Raw genomic sequence first — 21203 nt, forward strand, 5'->3', positions numbered from 1 at the left:
ATCGGACATGACCACGATCACGCTTACCTTCGACAATGGTCCGGACCCGGACGTGACGCCGTCGGTGCTGTCGACGCTGCGCCGTCACGCCGTCAAGGCGACCTTCTTCGTGCTGGGCGACAAGCTGCGCGACCGCCGCGGATTGTGCGAGCAGGCGCATGCGGAAGGCCATTGGATCGGCAATCACACCTACAACCACATCGTGCCGCTCGGGCTCGCTGCCGAGCGCGGCATCGCGGCGGCCGAGATCGCGCGCACGGAGGCGCTGATCGGCGACCTCGCGCATGAGCGGAAATTCTTCCGCCCCTTCGGCGGCGGCGGGCTCCTCGACAATCGCCTGCTCAATCGCGAGGCCTTCGAGCATCTCACGACGAACGGCTATACCTGCGTCCTGTGGAACGCCATTCCCGAGGACTGGGCGCATCCGACCGGCTGGGTTGAGCGGGCCCTCGCCCAGTGCTTCGCGCAGGAGCACACCGTGCTCGTGCTGCACGATTTGCCGACCGGCGCCATGCAGCGGCTCGACGGCTTCATCGAAGCCGCCAAGGCGCGCGGCGCCGCATTCAGCCAGGATTTTCCCGCAAGCTGTGTGCCGATCGAGCGCGGCAAGCGCGTGGGCCCGGTCGAGAATTACCTCTCCGAGGCTGCCTGACCCCTTCCCCCATCCAACCCGAGTGCTACCATGAAACTCTGCCGTGTCGGCCCCAAGGGCCAGGAGAAGCCTGCCCTCGTCGATCGCGAGGGCAAGCTGCGCGACCTCTCGTCCGTTCTTCCCGATATCGACGGTGCGGCGCTCGGTCGTGCGCGGCTCGCCGAGCTCGCTGCCCTCGACACGACGCGCCTGCCCGTCGTTGAGGGCGCGCCGCGCTATGGCGCGCCGGTGAACGGCATCTCCAAATTCATCTGCATCGGCCTGAACTATTCGGAACATGCGGCGGAGGCCAATCTGAAGGTGCCTTCCGAGCCCATCATCTTCCTTAAGGCGCCGTCCGCCATCTGCGGCCCGAACGACGACACGATCATGCCGCTCAACGGAAGCCAGCTCGACTGGGAGGTCGAACTCGGCATCGTCATCGGTGAGATCGGCCGCAACGTGCCGGAGGCGGATGCGCTCGACGTGGTCGCCGGCTACTGCCTCGTCAATGATGTCTCCGAGCGCGCCTTCCAGATGCAGACCTCGCAATGGGACAAGGGCAAGGGCTGCGACAGCTTCGGCCCGATCGGCCCATGGCTCGTCACCAAGGACGAGGTGCCGGACCCGCAGGCGCTCGCCATGAAGACGACCGTGAACGGCCGGACGATGCAGGACGGCAATACGAAAACGATGATCTTCGGCGTGAAGACGCTCGTCTCCTATGTCAGCCGCTACATGACGCTGATGCCGGGCGATGTCATCGCCACGGGCACGCCGGCCGGTGTCGGCCAGGGCAAGAAGCCCGAGCCGATCTGGCTGAAGCCGGGCGACGCCGTCGAGCTGGAGATCGCCGGCCTCGGCCGCCAGCGGCAGACCGTTGTTCCCTATCGCTGACGGCTTCTGCGTGAGCTTTATGCACCCCCATTAGGCCGTAACGAACCGACCGAGCGGGGTGCGCCGCGAGCCTCGTCTTGCGAGAGCCTACCGTGAGGGGCAGGCTTCCTTTCGTCCCTCCCCTTGGTCGTTTCGTTAGTCGAACTCTAGTTCGTCGGCCAAAATGATCTGGTAGAGATCCCGAGCAATCCCCCGGATTGGCGCTGGAGACTGCCGCCGTGCCCGCGGAGGCATGGCATCTCCAGTCCCAAGCCGACATATTGCGGATCACGATCTGCGGGGCTCGTCGGCGGGCTGCGGGCTCTTGGCTGCCACCCCCGCTTCCTTCTAGGATGCGCGGGGGGGCAGATGGGGACGAGACCCCATGGTTGCCAAGCCATGCGGCCCGACGCGACTGCCTGCTGCACTTCATGCGCTATGGTTGGGGTTGGCTACCATGGCGCCGGTGGGCGCGCCCAGCCTCGCGCTCGCCGATGAACGAAACTGGCGCGCTTCGTTCTATGTCAGCCGCTGGATCGAGACGGATCTCGTCGAGCTGCCCGGCAATGTCGCAGGTGGGCGGCTCAGCTTCCGTGACACGTCCTTTGCCGGCGCGGGGCTATCGCGCGTCGTCGTGCCGAGCTTCGCGCTCACGCTGCCGGGCCTCAATCATACCTTCGCCAATAACCGCATCGAGCTGGAAGGCCAGATTCTCCGCCATTTCGGCCAGCAGCAGCATTGGGAGGGCGTTCTGGCTGTGCTGTGGCGGACGGGCAATGTCGCCCTGCCGGCGAATCTCACCATGAATTTCGGCTTCGGTATCGGCCTCTCCTACGCCTTTTCCGAGCCGAAGGTGGAGGGCGTCGGGCGCGTGGATGCCCACCGCTATCTCAACTATCTCGTCTTCGAGACCGAATTGACCCATCGCGACCTGCCGCGGAGCCATCTCGTGCTGAGGTTGCACCACCGCTCCGGCGTTTTCGGCCTCATCGCGCCCAAGCATGCAGGGTCCAACTTCATCGGCGTCGGCCTGCGCTTCGATCTGAACTAACGAAGGCAGCGGAACAGACAGGCCGAGGAGACGTTAGATCTCCACAAGATGGAGGCCACAATGAGATTTATCAGTATTGCTCTTGTGGCCGGTGTGACCTTGAGCGCGGGCGCGGCCTATGCCCAGAGTATTCACATCGGCCCAGATGGTGTTCAGCTCCGCGAGCGTGATCGCCACGAATACAGATCCAATCGGCGTGCATATGACGACGATGACATGACCACAGGTGCTATCAGGCGTGGTTGCCGGACGGTGGTTATCCGGGAACAGGACGAATACGGAGACGTGTCGACACGGCGAGTCCGGCGCTGCCGCTAGAGCGTCTCAGAGCCGGAGCAAGGCGCCCGTCGCTTGCGAGGATGGCCGCCGCCACCTGGGTATAAAGGCATTGCGACCGGCGAACGGGCGAATGCACTAAACTGCCCGCCCGTTCTCGCAAGCATCACCTTGGACCCAGCGCGGCGGTGCCGCGCAGAAGCGGAACGGCCGCGATTAAGCCCGAAGTGCGACCCGGGCCGAGGTGGTCGGGGTGGGGATCTCGATATCGACTTCGAGGATCGAGACGACGTCACCCCGCTGCATCTTCACCTCGACCTTGTCGGTGTCGATGGCGACGTGCTTACCGATGACCGCCAGGATCTCTTCGCGCAAAATGCCGACAAGATCCGAGTCGCCGGCGAAGGCACGCTCATGGGCAAGGAGTATCTGGAGCCGCTCGCGCGCAACGGAGGCGGAGCGGCGTCGGTTGAACAGATTGAGAAGGTTCATGCCGCCCTCCGTGCGAAAAACCTCCCGAACAAGCCCTTGCGCTCCGAGGGGATGGTCATTGCAACCGTCTCTCCCTTGAGGCGGCGGGCAGCATCCTGATAGGCGCGGGCGGGCACGCTCGTCGGGTTCCCGAAGGTGACCGGGGTGCCGAGATTGGAGGCGCGCAGAACTTCTTCGCTCTCGGGGACGATCCCGAGGAGCGGGATCGAGAGGATCTCGAGCACATCCTCGGTCTTCAGCATTTCGCCGCGCTCGGCGCGCGCCGGATCGTAGCGGGTGAGCAGGAGGTGCTTTTCGATTCGCTCCCCCTTCTCGGCCGCCTCGGTCTTGGAGTCGAGCAGCCCGATGATGCGATCGGAATCGCGAACGGAGGACACCTCCGGGTTGGTGACCACGACGGCGACGTCGGCGTGGCGCATGGCGAGGGTCGCCCCGCGCTCGATGCCTGCCGGGCTGTCGCAGATGATCCAGTCGAACTTCTCGCGCAACTCACCGATGACCCGCGCGACGCCGTCTTCCGTCAGGGCGTCCTTGTCGCGCGTCTGCGAGGCGGGCAGCAGGAAGAGATTCTCGAGCCGCTTGTCGCGAATGAGCGCCTGGGTGAGCTTGGCGTCGCCCTGGACCACGTTGATGAGGTCGTAGACGACCCGACGCTCCGCGCCCATGATGAGGTCGAGGTTGCGCAGGCCGACATCGAAATCGACCACCACGACCTTCTGTCCGTCCATCGCCAATGCGGCGCCCAGCGCAGCCGTCGTCGTGGTCTTGCCCACGCCGCCCTTGCCGGATGTCACGACCAAAACCTTGGCCATCTGTCTCACCCTCCTCTGCTGCCTCAGCCCAGGGCTGCCATTCTGATCACGTCGCCTTCGAGCCAGATCTGGGCCGGTCGGCCTCGGTATTGCGAATCCATGTCGTCCGCCGTCCGGTATAGCCCGTCGATCGCCAAAAGCTCCGCCTCGAGTTTCTGGCAGAAGATGCGGGCCTTGGCATTGCCGGCCGAGCCGGCAAGCGCCCGGCCCCGCAGCGCGCCATAGATATGGATGGAGCCTCCGGCGATCACTTCCGCGCCGGATGCGACCGAACCCAGAACGGTGACGTCGCCTTGCGGGAAAATGATCGATTGGCCCGAGCGGACAGGGTTCTCGAGCATGAGCGATCCCGGCGCGGCGGTCCGCGGCTCCGTTTTCAATCCGGCTTTCTGCCGCTCAGCTGAGCTGAGCAGTTCGGCGAGGTCGGTGTCCCGTCCCCCGTTCACCGCCGGCGGCATGCCGAGCCCCAGCGAGGCCGGCTCAGTGCCTTCGATGGCCATGATTCGAATGCCACGCGTGCTCAGATCGGAAAGCAGGGTGGTCAGTCCAGCCTTGTCCAGGTTGAGAGCCGACACGTCCAGAATGACCGCCCGCCCGGCAAAGAACCCCTGCGAGCGACCGACGAGGTTGTCCAGTTCGGCCATCCAATCGGCCAGAGGCGGTTCCGGCGCGAGCACGAGCGCCAGGAACGAACGGCCCCGAAACCGAAGTGAACTGCGTGTGCGCACTGCGACTGTCACGGTTTCCATCATTCCCTGCTTCGATCGATTTGGTCGTCTTATAGTTAACAAAGTCCTAATGAAATCCCGCTTTCCCCGGCTCTGAGGAGCCGCCGCCGCCGCGGGGTGCGACGCGCCTGGTCTTGCGGCGGTAGAGCGGTACGCATTAGGCGATCGATGCGGGGATTAAATCTCAGTGCTTGGGAGGAAGCGCAGCGCCACGACGCGGTTGGCGGTCAGCCAATGCAAAGCGACAATAAAGGCATCGTGGCAACACCGGGCCGTCTGCGCCCTGCACCTCGCCGGCCGCAACCATCCCGGTGTTCAATTGGACGTCGGAGTTTTCGGTAGGGCTTGGCGTCTCGACACCCGCAGCGGTCGTATGCCGAGGGCTCCGTTACCGCTTGGCCCTGACCGCTCTGTGCAGGCTCTCGATCAGCAGAACGATGCAGCCGATGAGAAGGGCCATGCCGGCGAGAAGCGGCGGAACGGAGGCTTCCTTCACCGCCGCCGTGACCAACGCGATCAGGATGATCACGAACAGCGCCAGGCTGCCGTCGTCGATGAAGAGGCCAAGGAATTCCCGGATCACTGTGCGGAGGGCGCTCATCGTGGGCTGACCTCGAACTTGGCGGCGGAGGCGTTGCGCAGGATGCGCACGGCGAAGATTGAGACGACGACAAGCACAACCAGGATGGCAAGGATCGCGAGATCGGCGCCCGGCCAGTCGACGCCCAGGCCCTCGCCGGTCCAGAAGATGCCGAAAGCGGTGAGCATCAGCCCGACAACGAATTTCAGCGTATTCTCCGGCACGCGCGCCAACGGCCGGTGCAGCGCGAGCCCGAGTGCGATGACGAGCAGGCAGGCGGCCGCCGCCCCGAGGCTCGCATAGCCCAACAAGCCGTTGCCCGCGCTGACGGCGATAACGATGAAGACCACCTCGACCCCTTCGAGCAGCACGGCCTTGAAGGCGGCGAGCCCCGCGAGAAAATTGGCGCGCCGGTCGAGCGCCCGACGCTTGAGTGCATCAGTCTCGGACGCGAATGCCTTTTCCTCGTCGTGCAGGGCGATATACCCCGCCGCGCGCAGGATCGCCTTGCGCAGCCAACGAATGCCGAACAGGATCAGCAGCACGCCGACCACATATTGCAGCAGCTCGATCGGGACGAGGCCAAGAAGCGGCCCGAACACGGCGACGAGAACCGCGAGCAGTGCCAGCGCCAGCGCCGTCCCGGTGAAAGCCGCGCGCCAGCTTTGCGAGAGCCCGACGGCGAGGATAATGGTGAAGGCCTCGACGACCTCGACAAAGGACCCGAGGAAGGAAGCGATGACCGTCGAGGCGGTCGTGGTAAGGCCGGTCATGTCGTCGTGAGCTTTCCTGAACCGTGTTGTTGGTACTACTCAGCACGCAAGAATCGTGCACCGCTCGGGTGGCAATGAAAAGGCGAGCTGCTCTCCGACCGCTGGCGCCTCCGGCCAATCGATACGGACCCGATGGGCGCCCAGCCCGACCACGAGGCGCCAGCAGCGGCCCTGAAAGGCCCGGGACAGCACCGTCCCGCAGAGACTGTTAGTGGACGATTGGTCCGTCGCGCGTGCGTCCTCCGGGCGCACCACCAAAAGACCGGGGCCGGCGTGATGGCTCGCCGTCCGGAGCGGGGGCGCACCGTCCTGCGCGATGGCGAACAGGCCGTTGTTGGCGGCGCCTGGAACCAGCGAGAACCCGCCGATGAAGCCGGCGACGAAAGCATCCGCAGGTGCGTCGTAGATGCGTTGCGGCGTGTCGAACTGGGCGATCGTGCCCGCCCGCATAACGGCGATGCGATCGGAGACGGCCATGGCCTCGGCCTGGTCATGCGTGACATAGACCACCGTGATGCCTTCGCGGCGTACGAGGTCCATCATCTCGACGCGCATGTCCTCGCGCAGCGCTGCGTCGAGGTTGCTGAGCGGCTCGTCGAACAGCATCAGTGCCGGCCGCATGGCGAGGCAGCGCGCGATGGCCACACGCTGCTGCTGGCCGCCCGATAGCTCGCTGGGATAGCGGCCGCGCAGCGGCGCAAGCCGAGTCACGTCCAGCGCATGCGCGACGCGGCTTGCAATCTCCTCCGCCGGCAAGCGCTGCGACTTCAGCCCGAAGCCGAGATTCTCGCTGACCGTCATATGCGGCCAGAGCGCGTAGTCCTGAAAGACCATGCCGATGCGCCGCCGTTCCGGCGGCACGACCTGCCGGCCGTCGAAGATGATGCAGTTATCGAGGGTAATGGTGCCCGCATCGGGCGAATCGAGCCCGGCGATAATGCGCAGAAGCGTCGTCTTGCCGGATCCGCTTGCGCCGATCAGCGAGACCACTTCGCCCGGCGCGACGTCGAAATCGAGGCCACTCAGGACGAGCCGGCCGCCAAGGGTCTTCGACAGCGCCGCGCAATGGAGCGCCGCCATCACAACGCCCTCCGCGAGCCGGTTGCCCCACCGGCAAAAAGCATCCTGCGGGCGGCGGACCAGATCAGGGCCGCTGCTCCGCCGGCAATCACCATGGAGGCGAGCGACAGGGCCGAGGCGGGCCCTTCACGCTCGTCATTGAAGTACCGGAGGATCATTGTCGGCGCCGGGGGCCCGTCGAGCGGGATGAGCATCTGCGACATCGGGAGCTCGAAGATGGTGTGAATGAATGTCATCAGCAGAGCCGTCACGACGCTCACCGCGATGAGCGGCAGGGTAAGCCGCAAGAGCCGCGCCGTGGGGCCGACGCCGAAGAGGCGAGCGGCATCGCCGAGATTCGGCGCGAGTTGGCCGATCGCCGACAGGATGATCACGAGGCAATAGGGCAGCGCCGCGGCCACATAGCCGAGGATGAGGAGCGAGCCCTCGCCGTACCGGGGAAACGGCAGGTCGCGGAAGCCCGGCAGGCGGTTCCACACGAGGATATAGCCGAAGCCGAGCACGATACCGGGAATGGCGACGGTGCCGAGGGCAAGGCCAAGCACGACCGGGCGCATGGCCTTGTCGCGCTCGAGCCGCAGCGCCAGGAGGAGCGCGAGGCTGCAGGCGAGGACTGCGGCAAGGCTGGCGTAGCCGAGGCTGCGCAGCAGGGCCGCATGGGCGTCACCCGCTGAGGTCGCGACCTCAGCCAAATTGTCGAGCGTGAACGTTTCCCATGTAAGGCTGGCGCCGATCGTGCGTGTAAGCGCACGCAGCGCTATGGCTCCGAGCGGCAGGACGAGCGCAGCGAAGGTGATCACCGCGACGAAGCCCATGGCGAAAGGGCTCCAGCGCTTCAGGTCGTAGATCCGCGGCGGCTTCGACCGCCCGGAGATGAGGCGCGCCGCCACCTGCCGGCGAAGCAACCTGTCAGCACCCACGACGATGGCGACGAGCAGGATGAGCACAAAGGCCTGCGTGCCGGCCATGGGAAAGTCGATGGGGTAATCGCTGGTTGCCGCATAGATGCCGTAGGTCAGGACGGAGAAATTCGACATCCGCGCGATCGTCGTGGCCATTCCGAAATCCGCGAGCACCTCCGCGAAGGTGGCGATGGCGCTGAGCGCGATGGCGGGTGCGATGAGGGGCGCGTTGATCTTCATCCACACGCGGAACGGCGCAGCTCCCGAGAGCCGCCCGGCATCTTCCATGTCGCTGCCGAGCCCGACAAGGGCGCTGCCGATGATGAAGAACGCGAGCGGAAACAGGCTGAGCGTGTGGACGAAGACGAGGCCCGGCAGCGAGAAGAAGGCTGCCGCCACACGCGCCGGCAGCCCGAGTTGCACGAGATAGCCGCCCGGCGCCATGAGGAGCGCCCAAGCGAGCGCCTTCAAATAAGACGGCGTCAGAAAGACGAGCCAGGGCACCACGGCGATGGCGCCGCGAAGCGGCAGCCGGCAGCGCCGCACCAGGAAGGCAAAGGCGCCGCCGAGGGCCGTCGCGGTGACCGCGACAGTTGCGGCGAGCGCCAGGGAATTGACGACCGACCGGGCAACACGCGCCGACGCGAAAGTCTGAGCAAGCGCCCGAACGCTGAAGGCGGCGCTGCTGGCCCGGTGATCGAAGAGGTCGGGCAGCACCGCCTGCACCAGCACCAGCGCAAGCGGCAAGCCGATCAGCAGAGCGAAGACGGCATAGAACAGAAGGTCGAGGGCTTTGACGTGCGGCCGTCGGACGGCCGCACCCTGGAGACGACCGAGCAGTAAGCCACGGTCGACCGCCACGGCACCACTCTGCGGAAGGATAACGGTCATCGTGCGGCGCCGACTACGGGATGAAATGGTCGCGATACCAGGTCTTCCATTCGCTCTCGTGCGCCGAAGCCGCCTTATCGTCGAGGAGAACGAAATTGATGTCTGTGACCCGCCCCGGCTTTGCTTTCACGCCTTCGATGATTGGCAGGAAGTAGAAGTCGGTGCCGTTGCCGGCCTGCATGGCGGCCTGGCCATTCGCGCTCATCACGAAAGCCACGAATTTTCGCGCAGCCTCCATATGCCTCGTTCGCGCGCTGATGCCGAGCCCCTGCGGCAGAGCGATGGAGCCTTCGCTCGGATAAACCGCAACGACGGGCTCACCCTTGGCCTTCTCGGAGAAGATACTGCTGTCCTGGTTGATGCCGATCTCGGCGTCGCCGGTCAGCAAGGCCTTGTTCACCTTGCCGGCCCCGGAAAAGCCGGAGAGGCTCCTGTTGGTGAGCACGTCCGCGAGCAGCGCCTTGCCCTTTTCGACGCCATTCGTCTGGAAGAGGCCGGCGAGCCACTGGTAGGACGGACCCGAGAGATTGGGGTCTTTAGCCGCGACATGTCCTGCAAATCTGGAGAGATCGCTCCAGGATTTCGGCATCTGGCCAGCCGGCACCTTCTTGGTATTGACCTCGATGGCGGTCGTGCTCGCACCGGTCGGCATGAAGGAGCGGCTTGCGGGCAGGAGTGTCTTGCCGAGCGCCGTGAAATCGGCCTGTTCGTAGAGATCGCCCGGGATGGGCTGCAGCACGTGATCCTGCGCCATGCGCTCCATGACGGCGGAACCGTCCAGCCAGACGACGTCGAATTGTGGGTTGTCACCCTCTGCGGCGATCTTGCCGAGCGTTTCGCCCGAGCTGCCGGGCTCGACCACATTGACGCTGATCCCCGTTTTGGCCGTGAAGGCCTTGGCGACCGGCCCCGCAAAATCGAGCGCGTCGTAAAGAACGAGGTCGGCGGCAGAGGCCCTTCCTCCTACGGCAACACTCATGAAAAGTGCCATGCCGAGCAATGTGCGTATTCTCATGTAAGCCCCCTTCATCATGATTTTCGATACGAATGTCCGCTGCGCCAAGGGCCGCGTTACCGCTTTGGCTGCGGTCGCCTGACACCGCGTTTCAACCAGTCCTTGTCGAGCGCCCCGCGAAGCCCTGCGAGGTCCTCGAGGCTCGCCAGCGCGCCATCCGGAGAACCCGAAGCGAGCGCAGTAACGAGGGCCTCGATGACCACGAGTGTCGCGCCATGCATGGCGAGATTGCCCGCCCGCCCACGCGGGACCGGGAGGACCTCGCGCACCTGGCCCCCGACGAAGGGTCCGAGGCTGTCGCTCACGAGTATCGTTGGCAGGGCGAGGCGTTCAGCGACATCGAGGGTGACTGCCACCTCGCGATAGATCGGCGCATAGGCGATCATCAGAAGGGCGTCGCCGCTCTTCAGGCCGAGCAGGCGGTCTGCGAGGCCGATGCCGGTGGTCGACAAGGCTGTGGTCGCAAACCCGATGCGGTTCATCTGCAGCGTGGCATATTCGGCCATGGCGCTGGATGGACCTATGCCGAAGACATGACGCCTCTCGGCGCAGCGCAGGTATTCGACCGCTCGGATGAAGCCCGCTTCGAAAGCTTCGTCGCGCAGAACGGCAAGGCTTTCCTCATGCGCCGCCAGCGTGTGCCGCAACGCATCGGCAGCGCCATCACCCGTCTCTTCCAAAGTCCGCTTCAAGCGACCGCTAGGGCTCGCGGCATCATTCGCGAGGTCCGTCAACACCGCCTCGCGCAGGTCCGCCAGGCCGCTGAATCCGAGCGAGCGAGCGGTTCGCACGACGGTTGCGTCGCTTGCCCCGGCAAGGGCGGCGATCTCGACGGCCGAGGCGAGCAACACGGCCTCCCGACGATCGAGGAAGAACCGCGCCACACGCTGTTCCGCGGGCGAGAGCGTCGGGATGAGAGGCGCGATACGGCCCTCGAAGGTGGGGGACTCCGCCTCGACGGCCATGGGCGAGAATTGGGACACCGGCAGCTCATGTTGTGTTCACGACATGCGGTGATTGTCTGAAGTGACTGTTACATCCTGATGACATCCGGCGATTTCGATGTGCCGAGCATCGCCTCCGCCTGCTCGCGTTGGTCCCTAATTTGCCCATAAGGTGGGTGTGTCATGCTGCGTCTCGAATCCCGTGATGCCGCGGGATCGGCACTTCTGGCGGTTCACATCGGCGGCCAACGGGAGTCCCGAGGACGAGGGCTGGCGGGAGACGTCGAAATGCATCAAAGGGATGGAGCGGCGCAGACGACATGCGGGTTCTGCTGATCGAAGATGACCCTATGGTCGGAAAGGGACTCGTTGTCGCTCTGACTGATGCCGGACTGAGCGTCGATTGGTGCCGCGACGGCTCCGCAGGGGCCGAAGCGCTAGCGGTCGGCGGCCACGCAATTGTCCTGCTCGATCTCGGTTTACCCGGAAAGGATGGCCTCACCGTCCTGCAGGAGGCGCGCCAACTTGGCAATCACACGCCTCTTCTCGTCATCACGGCGCGTGACGAAATCGAGGATCGCATCAAGGGTCTCGATCTGGGCGCTGACGACTATCTGGTGAAGCCATTCGATCCCGGTGAACTCCTCGCGCGGATCCGTGCTGTGAGCCGCCGCCAGAGCGGCCAAACCACCTCGGTGATCGAGGCAGGGGCGATCGCGCTCAATCTCGCTACCCACGAGGTGAGTTATCGCGGGAAGAGCGACTTTTTGCCGGCTCGAGAATTCGCGCTACTGCGCGCGCTCGCCGAGCGGGCCGGCACTATCCTCTCTCGCACGCAACTCGAAGAGCGGCTCTACGGCTGGGGAGAAGAAGTCGAGAGCAATGCCGTCGATGTGCTGATCCACTATGTGCGTAGACGCTTCGACAAGGACATCATTCGGAACGTGCGCGGCGCCGGCTGGATGGTGGCAAGGTCCTGATGTCGCTGCGCCGTGCGACAACGCTCATTCTCGCAGCCGTCCTGGCCGTTCTTGCGGCCGCCGGCAGCCTCGCCGCCTATATCTCTGCGCGGGCGGAGGCCAATGAGTTTCTCGATCGACAGCAGCAACAGGTTGCGCGCTACGTCGGCGACCCTAGCCCCTCCCCCGCGGGAGGCTCGGCTTTGCCCAGGCACCACGACAAGGACGCTTACGTCATCAAGGTGACCTATCCTGATGGCCGGCCAACCGTGACCTCGCACCCCCATACCGCGATACCCGATCGGTCGGTCACCGGCTTTTCCGAATTCGACGATGACAAGGGCCATTGGCGCCTCTTCTCGCTCGTCACGCCAACGCGCATCGTCTATGTCGCCCAGCGGACGCACATGCGTGACGACATCGCAGCCGATGCGGCCATTCAGGCAACCTTGCCTTTTGTGTTCGCGATACCCCTCTCCTGGATCGTGCTCGAAATCGTCGTCAGCCGGCTGTTTCGACCGTTGGAAAGGCTGGCCGACGAGGTCGGACAGCGTAAAGCGACCGATCTGACCTCTCTGTCGATGGTCGGCGTCCCGCGGGAGGTGCTGCCGCTCGTTTCCGCCATGAACGAACTGCTGGACCGGCTTCAGCAGGCCATGATGCGCCAGCGCGATTTTTTGTCCAACGCGGCCCACGAACTCCGGACGCCGCTGATGGCGCTAACCCTGCAAGTAAGCAATCTGCGGCGCGCCTCCACCGATCCGGCCCTGGAGCCCTCGTTCGAGGAACTCGCTGCCGGCGCGCGGCGGGCATCCGCCTTGACGTCTCAACTCTTGCGCATCGCCCGCTACGACAGGCTGGAAACGCCCCCTGCACATGAAACGGTGCGGCTGGACGAAACGGCCATCGAGGTCATTGCGGGAATGCTCGTCTTTGCCGAAGAACGTGGCGTCGACCTCGGCATCGCCGAGCGTAATCCAGCGACGGTTTTCGGTTCGGTTGCAGAACTTCGGGTGCTCTTGGAGGCGCTCGTCGACAATGCCGTGCGCTACACGCCCGCCGGCGGTGCAGTCGACGTTTCCATCATGTGCGAGCCCGGAACGGCAATCCTGACGGTCGCCGATACCGGACCGGGGGTGGCGCCGGCCCTCCTGCCACGACTGACCGAGCGCTTTTTTCGAGCGGCTGGACAGGAAACGGATGGCAGCGGCCTCGGTCTCGCAATCGCGCAGACCATCGCTGAACGCCACCAGGGCACGCTGCGCCTCGGCAATCGTGAGGATGGTCACGGGTTTCTCGCGACGATCAGCCTGCCGCTTACCGCGCAAGCCTAGCCATAGCAGCGTGGTGCCGTGCAGGGCCTGCAACGCGACTGCGGCTGCGCGTTCTAATTCGCTCCTAAACAACGTGAGCTACAAGCCGGCGGGTCGCGAGATTTCGATCGCGTTTCGCTCGAGGCACGGTCCGCGCAGTGTCGCGGGCCGTCTTCGATACACGTGTTTATCTATAATGGCGGAAAGCATGTCTAAAGAAATGGTGAGCAAGGTTCCCGAGGTCAGCTTGATCTTCTGGATCATAAAGATCGCGGCGACCACCTTGGGAGAAACCGGCGGCGACGCAATGTCGATGTCGCTCGGGCTCGGTTACCTCGTCAGCACAGGGATATTCGCGGCCATTTTTCTCGCCTTCGTGATCGTGCAGATGACGGCAAAGCGATTTCATCCGCTCCTCTACTGGGCAACCATCATCGCGACCACGACAGTCGGAACAACTTTGGCCGATTTTGCCGACCGGTCGCTTGGCATCGGCTATGCCGGTGGCACCTCTCTCTTGCTTGCATTGCTTATGACGTCGCTGATCATCTGGCATCAGTCCTTAGGTACGGTGGCAGTGAATTCCGTCAGTTCACCTAAAGCCGAAATATTCTATTGGGTCACGATCATGTTTTCGCAGACGCTCGGAACGGCGCTCGGCGACTGGACGGCCGACTCGGCTTCTCTGGGCTATGGCGGCGGTATGATCGTTTTTGCCGCTCTGCTCGCCTTCATCGCTGCCCTGTACTACACGACCAATGTTTCGCGAACACTTCTGTTCTGGGCAGCATTCATCCTAACGCGTCCACTTGGCGCGGTGGTCGGCGACTTCCTTGATAAACCGCTTTCCGACGGCGGGTTGGCGCTAAGCCGCTATATGGCATCTGCCGTTCTACTCGCCTTCATTGTCGGCTGCATTCTGGCCGTTCCACAACGCGCAGCGGCAAGGGCACATTGATGATCCGGCTTCATATGCTGCAGCCTGAAAAGCCTCGTGATCCACGTCCACCTGCCTCGGCCCGAACGTGAACAGCCGGCCAACACACCGTCCGCGAGATGCAGAAGGAAAGATGATGTCCAAAGCGGGCAATGCCGCGGCCACAGGCGACGCCGCACCTGGCGTTGATGTCGGCCGATACGACAAAGCGACGATAGCGCTGCACTGGTTGACAGCGATCCTTGTGATCGCACAATTCGGCTTGGCCGAGCTGTGGGGGCTACCGCCGCGGCCGATCGGCTCGCTCATGATTGGCACGCACATGTCCCTGGGCGTTCTGCTCACGCTGGTCGTGGCTCTACGGATTGGCTGGAGGCTGATACGAGGACATCGGTCGCATCATGCTTCGGTGGGGTGGGCGGAACGCGGGGCGCAAGGCGTTCACTACCTGCTCTATGCGCTACTCGCGACCGAAGCGGTCCTCGGGTTTGTGCTGCGTTGGTCGGGCAATGAAGCCATGACCTTCTTCGGCCTCCTGATCCCGCCTCCCTTTGCGCCGTTCTCCAGGCCGGCCCACCATCTCGTCGGCGAGGCGCATAACGTCCTGGCGTGGATGATCATCGTCGTCGCTACGGCCCACGCGCTGGCGGCGCTCTTCCACCATTACGTGCTTCGCGATGACATCCTGCAAAGCATGCTGCCGGGGCGAAAATGACGTTAAGCCGCCATCATGCTGGTTGGCTATGCCTGACAGCATGGGTAGCCGTCGTGAGAGATGCCCTGATCGACGACCGTGTTCCGAACTTCGCGCCGGGAGCGGTTCCGAGGCGGGAGAAGACGTATCGTCGGCGTAATCCCACCCTTAAAGCGTGCCGCGAGGGGTGAAAGCCCGCATGGCTCGTGCCCGGCTGGGGGTCGGGGTGGCCGGCGAGATGCGACGAGGCCTTTAGGCGAAGTCCAAAAAATATGAAGCAAATACCTCAACTGAATTCGCTCACTATTTGACGACGGTTCGTGTAACAAGACGGAAGCTTGATCTGCCACTCGGCTTCGAATGTCCGACTGGCGCCCGCAAGATATCCGATCATCCGGAGATGTGCCCATGACAGACGAGATTGCCATCGATCCCGCGCTCGTCGAGCGCTTCATCATGGAAATGGCGCGCTTCGGTGCCCATAGCGATACGGGTGTTTGGCGCACCGTCTACTCGCCCGAGTGGGTCGGCGCCACGGATCTCTATGCCCGCTGGTGCGAGGACGCAGGTCTCAAGGTGAAGCGCGACGCCGTCGGCAATGTCTGGGGGCGGCTCGACGGCACCGATGGCGGCAAGGCGATCGTCTCCGGCTCGCATATCGATACGCAGGCGCCCGGCGGACGCTATGATGGCACGCTCGGCGCCCTCGCCGGCCTCATCGCGCTTCGGGCGCTGAAGGAAAAATACGGCGCGCCACGGCGTCCGCTCGAGGCGGTCGCGCTCTGCGAGGAGGAAGGTAGCCGCTTTCCTGCCGCAAGCTGGTGGGGCTCCCGCGCCATCATCGGCCGCATCAGCCCCGAGGACCCGGGCCGCATTCGTGGGCTCGCGAACGAGACCATCGCCCAGGCGATGCGCGAGGTCGGCCTTGATCCGGCGCGCATTCCGGAAGCCCGCCGCCACGACATCGATTCCTTTATCGAACTCCACATCGAGCAAGGTCCAATCTTGGAGCAGGCGGGCCTTCCGGTGGCGGTGGTGACCGGCATCACCGGCATTCGCCATTACCTCGTCACGCTAGAGGGTACGCAAAACCATGCCGGCGCCTTTCCCATGGACTTGCGACGCGACCCCATGGCGGGCTTCGCCGAGATCGCGTCGGGCGTGGTCGACACGGCACATCGTTGGGGCAGGCCGGCGGTGACGACGGTCGGGCGCGTGGAGGCCGAGCCCAACATGCCGGCGGTTATTCCGCGACGCGTCCATTTCACGATCGACGCGCGCCATCCCGATCCGGAAGCTTGCGCGCGGCTACACGCCTCACACGAGCGCCTGATGCAAGAGGTCGCGGCGCGCCGCGGGCTCGACCTCTCCTGGGAGGTGCTCATTGATCACCGGGCCTGCCCCAGCGATCCGGGGCTTTTGGGAACTCTGCAGGCGGCTGCCCGCAGCCAGGAGGTACCATTCATGCTGATGGCGAGCGGCGCGGGACACGATTCCCAGCAGATGGCCGCGGTGGCCAAGGTGGCGATGATCTTCGTCCGCAGCAAGGATGGTCGCAGTCACACGCCGGAGGAATTCTCCTCGATCGACGATATCGTCGCCGGCATCAAGGTTTTAGCGGCATCGCTCTACAAGCTCGCCTACTAATCGCCGATCGGCTGCTCGTCCGTGGGGCCGTTCATCTTGAGGAGAAGAGCCCTCAAGCCGCGCAACTTGTCGGCTGAGCTGTTCAGCCTCTCCGTGGCTACGAGCGTGGCCAGGCAATCGAGAATGAAGAGCTGGCCGTAACGGCTGCGATGGGGGATCTGAAAATGACGCTGATGGTCGGGAATGTCGAGCGGCAGCACGATAGTGCTGGCGCGCGCCAGTCGCGACGTTGGACGGGTCACCGCAATGACCACGGCGCCGAGTTCCCGCGCGATTTCCACCGATTCGACGAGTGCCGGTGGCTGGCCGGTAACGGAAAAGGCGAGGATGACGTCGCCGGGCTCGCACAGACCTGCGATCATACGCTGGTGATAGTGATCGCTGCTCGCCGTGGCATGTACATCGTAGCGAAAGAGCCGCGTCGTCGCCTCGATCGCCAGATTGGCGGAGCTGCCGCCGATGCCGAAGCAGAACACGCGGGAGGACGCGAGGATGGCGTCCGCAGCAGCCTGCAGGGCTTCCGGATCACGCTGCGAGAAGCTGTGGGACAGGGCTTGCGCCGCCGATTGATAAACCCTCTCGGCCACCTCGGCGGCAGCGCGCGGCGGCGCATCGCTCTCAGAGAAAACAAACATCTCGCTGACTGCGAGGTCCTGACTGAGCCGCAGCTTGAAGTCGGAAAAACCGCCACAACCGAGCCTGCGCACGAGCCGCAGCACGGTCGGCTCGCTCGCTTCGGACGCGCTCGCCAATTCGCCGATCGACATGCCGGTGGCAGCATGAGGGTTGGCCAGCACCACATCGGCGACGCGTCGCTCGGCCCTGTTCAGCTTTGCGAGCTCGATCTGCATGCGGTTGAAGATGCCGGGTGAAATTCGCATCGCGTTAGACCCCATGCCTCCGGACGGCGACAGCGCCCGACAGCAGCCGTTGTGCAGGAGTGGCCGGGTCGCTGTCAACGCAAGCCAACACCCGGCAGCATAGTAAAACTACGCCAGCTAATTCGCCATTTTGTCGAACTTATAAGCGGTGCAGCACAATTTTCAGACAGGCGTCGAAAATTTCGCGTTGCAAAACTACGTTCCAGGAGTAGCATGATCGGCAACAAAACCCGCCTTGAGCGTGGAGGGGAACATGACCGGGATCGATCGTCGCCAGCTTCTTGTCCACACCGCGGCCGCAGCCGCCTTGGGAGCCTTCACTCCGGGCCTCGTGCCTTCGCCGGCTTCGGCGCAGGCGAAAGGCGGCGTCAACCGCATCACTCATGCCATTTCCGCCGGCGATATCAGTTCGCTCGATCCGATACTCGCCTGGGTCTCGGCGGAAGTGCCCATCGTTACCGTCGTCATGGAAGGGCTCGTCGCCTATCCACCGGGAACGGTCTCGACGGATTTTGTGCCGGCGTTGGCCGAATCCTGGACGGTGTCCGAGGACGGCAAGGTATATACCTTCGCCTTGCGCAAAGGGGTGCAGTGGCACGGCGGTTTCGGGGAATTCACCGCCGAGGACGTCAAGTTTTCACTCGATCGCTATATGGACCCCAAGGTCTCGCCTTGGTCGGCCAATTACGCGAATGTGGACTCGGTCACGATTGTTGACCCGCACAGCCTGCGCATTACCTTGAAGTCTGCAGACCCGTTCTTTCTCTCGACGGTCGCGTCGGACACCGAATCCGTTGGACTCATGGTCTCCAGGAAGGCTTTCGAGACACGTGGCGCGGCTGCGATGCGCCTCAATCCGATCGGCACCGGCCCCTTCCAGTTCAAGGACTATGTGTCGAAGGACAAGGTCGTCATGGTGCGCAACGACGCCTATTGGGGCGGCAAGCCGCATGTCGACGAAGTCGTCATCCGGTTTATGCCGAGTTCGGCGGCTCGCGAACTCGCGATGCGCACGGGCGAGATCGACAGCATGCGCGCCGCTCTCGACGGGCAGGTGCTCGAGCGGCTCGCGAGCCAGGGCTACATCATCGACAACAAGGGTCCCGAGATCAATTGGTGGCTCCATATCAACACGCGCATGAAGCCGCTCGACGACATCCGCGTGCGCCAGGCGATCGCCCATGCCATCAACTCGGCTGATCTGAAGACGTTGCTTGGCCCGGTCGCGACGGTTCCGACGCAGATGATCGGCCCCGCCTATTTCGGCGCCGCCACACCAAGCGATTTCTCGGACGCGCAGAAGTGGACCTACGATCCCGACCAATCGAAGAAGTTGCTCGCCGACGCCGGCCATCGGTCCGGCATCACGCTCGACATGATCATCAGCGAACGCGACGACTATCGCCAAATGATGGTGCTCATGCAGGAGCAACTGAAGCAGGTTGGCATCACGGTCAATCTCAACCGTGTCGACCACGCCTACTACCACAGTCAGATCGTTAAATTCGTCAATCCGCTCGTTCTCTTCGGCGACATTACTTATCCCAACGCCGAGATCCTGCTGTCGCGCGCCTTCCGCACGGGCGCGACGCGCAACTTCTCGGGGTGGCACGATCCCTCCTTCGATGCCCTGCTCGACAAGGTGAGCGCGAGCCCAGAGATCGAGACCCGGCGCAAGCTCCTTGTCGAGGCGCAGCAGCGCGTGGCCGATCAGTTCGTCCTTGTGCCGGCGATCTTCACGGGCCAGCCGCTCGTGCGGAGCAAGCGCGTAGACCTAGGCTATGAGCTCAAATCCTCGCTGGCGCTCGAATATCGCTACAGCCAGCTCACGCGGCTGAAGGACTGAGTGGCCGCTAGCGCGAGGGCTCTCCATGCAACAGCTCAGCTCCGCCATGCTGGCCAAACGCGCCCTGCGGGCGGTCGTCACCCTCTGGCTGGCGGTGACGTTCGTCTTTCTCGCGCTGAGGACTATTCCCGGTGACGCCGCGGACGCGCTCATGGGCCAGCAGATGAGCGCCGAAGGCGTGGAGTTGTTGCGCCGGCAGATGGGCCTCGATCAACCACTGCTGACGCAATATCTCGTTTTCATCGGCGATGTCCTGCGCGGGGACCTTGGGCTTTCGCTCGCCCTCGGCAAGCCCGTCTCGGAGCTCATCCTGCAGGTCGCGCCCTTCACGGCGGCGGTCGTGATCGGGGCGCTTGTCATCGGCTCCGCCATTGGTGTGCCGCTGGGCATCCTGGCGGGACGGCGGCAAAACTCCTGGATCGATGCGGTGGCGCGGACGATCTCGCTGACCGGCCTGGTCATTCCCGGCTTCGTCATCGGCATCCTGTTGATGATCCCCTTTGCCGTCTGGCTCGGCTGGTTTCCGGTCGTCGGCGGCGGCGATGCCGGCAACCTGGGGAGCCTTCTCTATTACGCGATCCTGCCGTCGCTCGCCGGCGGGCTCGGCATGGCCGCCTATCTGACGCGACTGACGCGCGCGGTGGTGCTCGATCTCATCCGTGAGGATTTCGTGCGAACCGCGCGCGCCAAGGGCGTGGCGGAAGGAACGATCTTCTACAGGCACGTGTTGCGCAACGCGCTCGTACCGATCGTCACCTTTCTCGGCCTCTATGCCATCGTCATGATCGGCGATTCCATCGCCATCGAAATCGTCTTCTCGCGGCCGGGCTTCGGCCGGCTGATCATGGGCGGCATCGCCCAGCGGGACTATACTGTGCTGCAATCGGTGCTGCTCGTCTATGTGCTGACAGCCATCATCATCAATTTCGCGGTCGATCTCCTCTATTCCTGGATCGATCCGCGTATCCGCCTGACGGCTTGACGCCATGTCCGCCGCAGATATCGATACCTCCGGCATTCAGCTGCGCTCACGCAGCCGGCGCGCCTTGCGGGCGGCGCTCGGTAATCCGCTCGCCATGGTCGGTACGGCAGGCTGCTGCATTCTTCTGCTGCTCGCCTGCTTCGGGCCGTGGCTCGCGCCCTATGATCCGCTGGCACAGAGAATGCTGTCGCGCTTCGCAGCTTCGAGCGCGAGCCACTGGCTCGGCGCCGATGAATACGGCCGCGACATGCTTTCGCGCCTTCTTTATGCGAGCCGCGCCTCCATCATCATCTCGCTCGCGTCGGTGATCGCCGGCATCGCGATCGGCGTCGCGATCGGCATCGTCTCCGCCTATCGCGGCGGGCTCGTAGACGCGGTCGTGTCCGAGATCGCTAATATGCTGCTGGCGTTTCCGACTGTCGTTGTCGGCATCCTGGTGCTGGTCGCGCTCGGCCCGGGCGCACAGAACGTGGTCATCGCGCTCGCTCTCTCGTTTATTCCCCGTTTCATTCGCCTCGCCCGCGCCGAGACGCTCGCAGTCAAGGAGCGCCCCTTCGTCGAAGCCGCGCGGGTGACCGGCGCCACCGATTGGCAGATCATGACGCGGCACATCCTGCCGAATGTCATCGGTACGGCCATTGTCAGCGGTGCGCTGTGGACCGCTACCGCGCTACGCGCCGAGGCGACGCTCAGTTTCCTCGGGCTCGGCGTGCAACTGCCGTTCCCAAGCTGGGGCAATCTCATCTCCGACGGCATGCCCTATATCTTCAGCAATCCCGAGCTCGTCGTCTATCCCTGTCTTGCGATCGTCTTCGCCGTCGTCTCCTTCAATATTCTCGGTGACGCGCTGCGCGATTACTTCGATCCCCATTCCGGACATCATTGATCATCCA

21 protein-coding genes are annotated in these 21203 nt (G+C 64.1%); 11 read left to right on the plus strand and 10 right to left on the minus strand.

Going from position 1 to position 21203, the window contains the following annotated elements; all coding sequences use genetic code 11:
* The first annotated feature begins 7 nt into the window (after positions 1 to 7).
* The 3 genes from ACFQU1_RS08150 (at position 8) to ACFQU1_RS08160 (ending at position 2558) form a co-directional block, all read left to right on the plus strand.
* Positions 8 to 652 carry a polysaccharide deacetylase family protein gene (locus ACFQU1_RS08150; RefSeq protein WP_378131151.1) on the plus strand — a complete coding sequence of 215 codons (645 nt, stop codon included), beginning with the start codon at positions 8 to 10 and terminating at the stop codon, positions 650 to 652.
* 30 nt (positions 653 to 682) lie between these two features.
* Complete coding sequence (locus ACFQU1_RS08155) at positions 683 to 1528, plus strand: fumarylacetoacetate hydrolase family protein (RefSeq protein ID WP_378131153.1); 846 nt, start codon at positions 683 to 685, stop codon at positions 1526 to 1528.
* 436 nt (positions 1529 to 1964) lie between these two features.
* Positions 1965 to 2558 (plus strand): hypothetical protein, encoded by a 594-nt coding sequence (locus ACFQU1_RS08160; RefSeq protein ID WP_378131155.1) that lies wholly within the window; start codon positions 1965 to 1967, stop codon positions 2556 to 2558.
* A gap of 492 nt (positions 2559 to 3050) precedes the next feature.
* On the opposite strand, the gene minE is transcribed toward ACFQU1_RS08160, so the two are convergent.
* The 9 genes from minE to ACFQU1_RS08205 all read right to left on the minus strand — a co-directional run bounded on the left by minE (position 3051) and on the right by ACFQU1_RS08205 (position 11090).
* Complete coding sequence (gene minE, locus ACFQU1_RS08165) at positions 3051 to 3326, minus strand: cell division topological specificity factor MinE (RefSeq protein ID WP_378131157.1); 276 nt, start codon at positions 3324 to 3326, stop codon at positions 3051 to 3053.
* Entirely contained in the window at positions 3323 to 4138 is an 816-nt protein-coding gene (gene minD, locus ACFQU1_RS08170) for a septum site-determining protein MinD (RefSeq protein ID WP_378131159.1), read from the minus strand. Before minD ends, minE begins: the two co-directional genes overlap by 4 nt.
* A 23-nt stretch (positions 4139 to 4161) precedes the next feature.
* Entirely contained in the window at positions 4162 to 4878 is a 717-nt protein-coding gene (gene minC / locus ACFQU1_RS08175) for a septum site-determining protein MinC (protein ID WP_378131161.1), read from the minus strand.
* A gap of 376 nt (positions 4879 to 5254) precedes the next feature.
* A complete protein-coding gene (locus tag ACFQU1_RS08180; RefSeq protein ID WP_378131163.1) occupies positions 5255 to 5467 on the minus strand; it encodes a hypothetical protein in 213 nt (70 codons plus the stop codon).
* Positions 5464 to 6219, minus strand: coding sequence for a COG4280 domain-containing protein (locus ACFQU1_RS08185; protein ID WP_378131165.1), 756 nt, complete (start codon positions 6217 to 6219; stop codon positions 5464 to 5466). Before ACFQU1_RS08185 ends, ACFQU1_RS08180 begins: the two co-directional genes overlap by 4 nt.
* 39 nt (positions 6220 to 6258) lie before the next feature.
* Positions 6259 to 7299, minus strand: a complete 1041-nt coding sequence (locus tag ACFQU1_RS08190) for an ABC transporter ATP-binding protein (protein ID WP_378131168.1) — start codon at positions 7297 to 7299, stop codon at positions 6259 to 6261.
* Positions 7299 to 9092, minus strand: coding sequence for an ABC transporter permease (locus tag ACFQU1_RS08195; protein WP_378131170.1), 1794 nt, complete (start codon positions 9090 to 9092; stop codon positions 7299 to 7301). The genes ACFQU1_RS08190 and ACFQU1_RS08195 overlap by 1 nt, the downstream gene beginning before the upstream one ends.
* Positions 9093 to 9105: 13 nt before the next feature.
* Complete coding sequence (locus ACFQU1_RS08200) at positions 9106 to 10107, minus strand: ABC transporter substrate-binding protein (RefSeq protein ID WP_378131172.1); 1002 nt, start codon at positions 10105 to 10107, stop codon at positions 9106 to 9108.
* 56 nt (positions 10108 to 10163) lie between these two features.
* Positions 10164 to 11090 (minus strand): MurR/RpiR family transcriptional regulator, encoded by a 927-nt coding sequence (locus ACFQU1_RS08205; RefSeq protein ID WP_378131174.1) that lies wholly within the window; start codon positions 11088 to 11090, stop codon positions 10164 to 10166.
* Between the two features lie 281 nt (positions 11091 to 11371).
* On the opposite strand from ACFQU1_RS08205, the gene ACFQU1_RS08210 reads away from it, so the two are divergent.
* The 5 genes from ACFQU1_RS08210 to ACFQU1_RS08230 all read left to right on the plus strand — a co-directional run bounded on the left by ACFQU1_RS08210 (position 11372) and on the right by ACFQU1_RS08230 (position 16601).
* A complete protein-coding gene (locus ACFQU1_RS08210; RefSeq protein WP_378131176.1) occupies positions 11372 to 12031 on the plus strand; it encodes a response regulator transcription factor in 660 nt (219 codons plus the stop codon).
* The gene (locus ACFQU1_RS08215; protein ID WP_378131178.1) at positions 12031 to 13344 is read left to right on the plus strand and encodes an ATP-binding protein; all 1314 of its coding nucleotides are present in this window, start codon (positions 12031 to 12033) and stop codon (positions 13342 to 13344) included. The genes ACFQU1_RS08210 and ACFQU1_RS08215 overlap by 1 nt, the downstream gene beginning before the upstream one ends.
* 187 nt (positions 13345 to 13531) lie before the next feature.
* Positions 13532 to 14281: a hypothetical protein gene (locus ACFQU1_RS08220; protein WP_378131180.1), complete on the plus strand. Its 750-nt coding sequence runs from the start codon at positions 13532 to 13534 to the stop codon at positions 14279 to 14281.
* Between the two features lie 115 nt (positions 14282 to 14396).
* Complete coding sequence (locus ACFQU1_RS08225; protein ID WP_378131182.1) at positions 14397 to 14975, plus strand: cytochrome b; 579 nt, start codon at positions 14397 to 14399, stop codon at positions 14973 to 14975.
* Between the two features lie 387 nt (positions 14976 to 15362).
* Positions 15363 to 16601: a Zn-dependent hydrolase gene (locus tag ACFQU1_RS08230; RefSeq protein WP_378131184.1), complete on the plus strand. Its 1239-nt coding sequence runs from the start codon at positions 15363 to 15365 to the stop codon at positions 16599 to 16601.
* On the opposite strand, the gene ACFQU1_RS08235 is transcribed toward ACFQU1_RS08230, so the two are convergent.
* Positions 16598 to 17482, minus strand: coding sequence for a MurR/RpiR family transcriptional regulator (locus ACFQU1_RS08235; protein ID WP_378131186.1), 885 nt, complete (start codon positions 17480 to 17482; stop codon positions 16598 to 16600). The two genes, ACFQU1_RS08230 and ACFQU1_RS08235, sit on opposite strands and share 4 nt — an antisense overlap.
* Positions 17483 to 17735: 253 nt before the next feature.
* Between ACFQU1_RS08235 and ACFQU1_RS08240 the strand changes: the two genes are divergently transcribed.
* The 3 genes from ACFQU1_RS08240 to ACFQU1_RS08250 are packed head-to-tail and all read left to right on the plus strand — an operon-like array spanning position 17736 to position 21196.
* Entirely contained in the window at positions 17736 to 19328 is a 1593-nt protein-coding gene (locus ACFQU1_RS08240) for an ABC transporter substrate-binding protein (RefSeq protein WP_378131189.1), read from the plus strand.
* 25 nt (positions 19329 to 19353) lie between these two features.
* Positions 19354 to 20310: an ABC transporter permease gene (locus tag ACFQU1_RS08245; protein WP_378131191.1), complete on the plus strand. Its 957-nt coding sequence runs from the start codon at positions 19354 to 19356 to the stop codon at positions 20308 to 20310.
* Positions 20311 to 20314: 4 nt separating this feature from the next.
* Positions 20315 to 21196, plus strand: coding sequence for an ABC transporter permease (locus tag ACFQU1_RS08250; RefSeq protein WP_378131194.1), 882 nt, complete (start codon positions 20315 to 20317; stop codon positions 21194 to 21196).
* Positions 21197 to 21203: the final 7 nt, after the last annotated feature.

The organism is Chelatococcus sp. GCM10030263, from assembly GCF_042666455.1.
Lineage (GTDB): Bacteria > Pseudomonadota > Alphaproteobacteria > Rhizobiales > Beijerinckiaceae > Chelatococcus.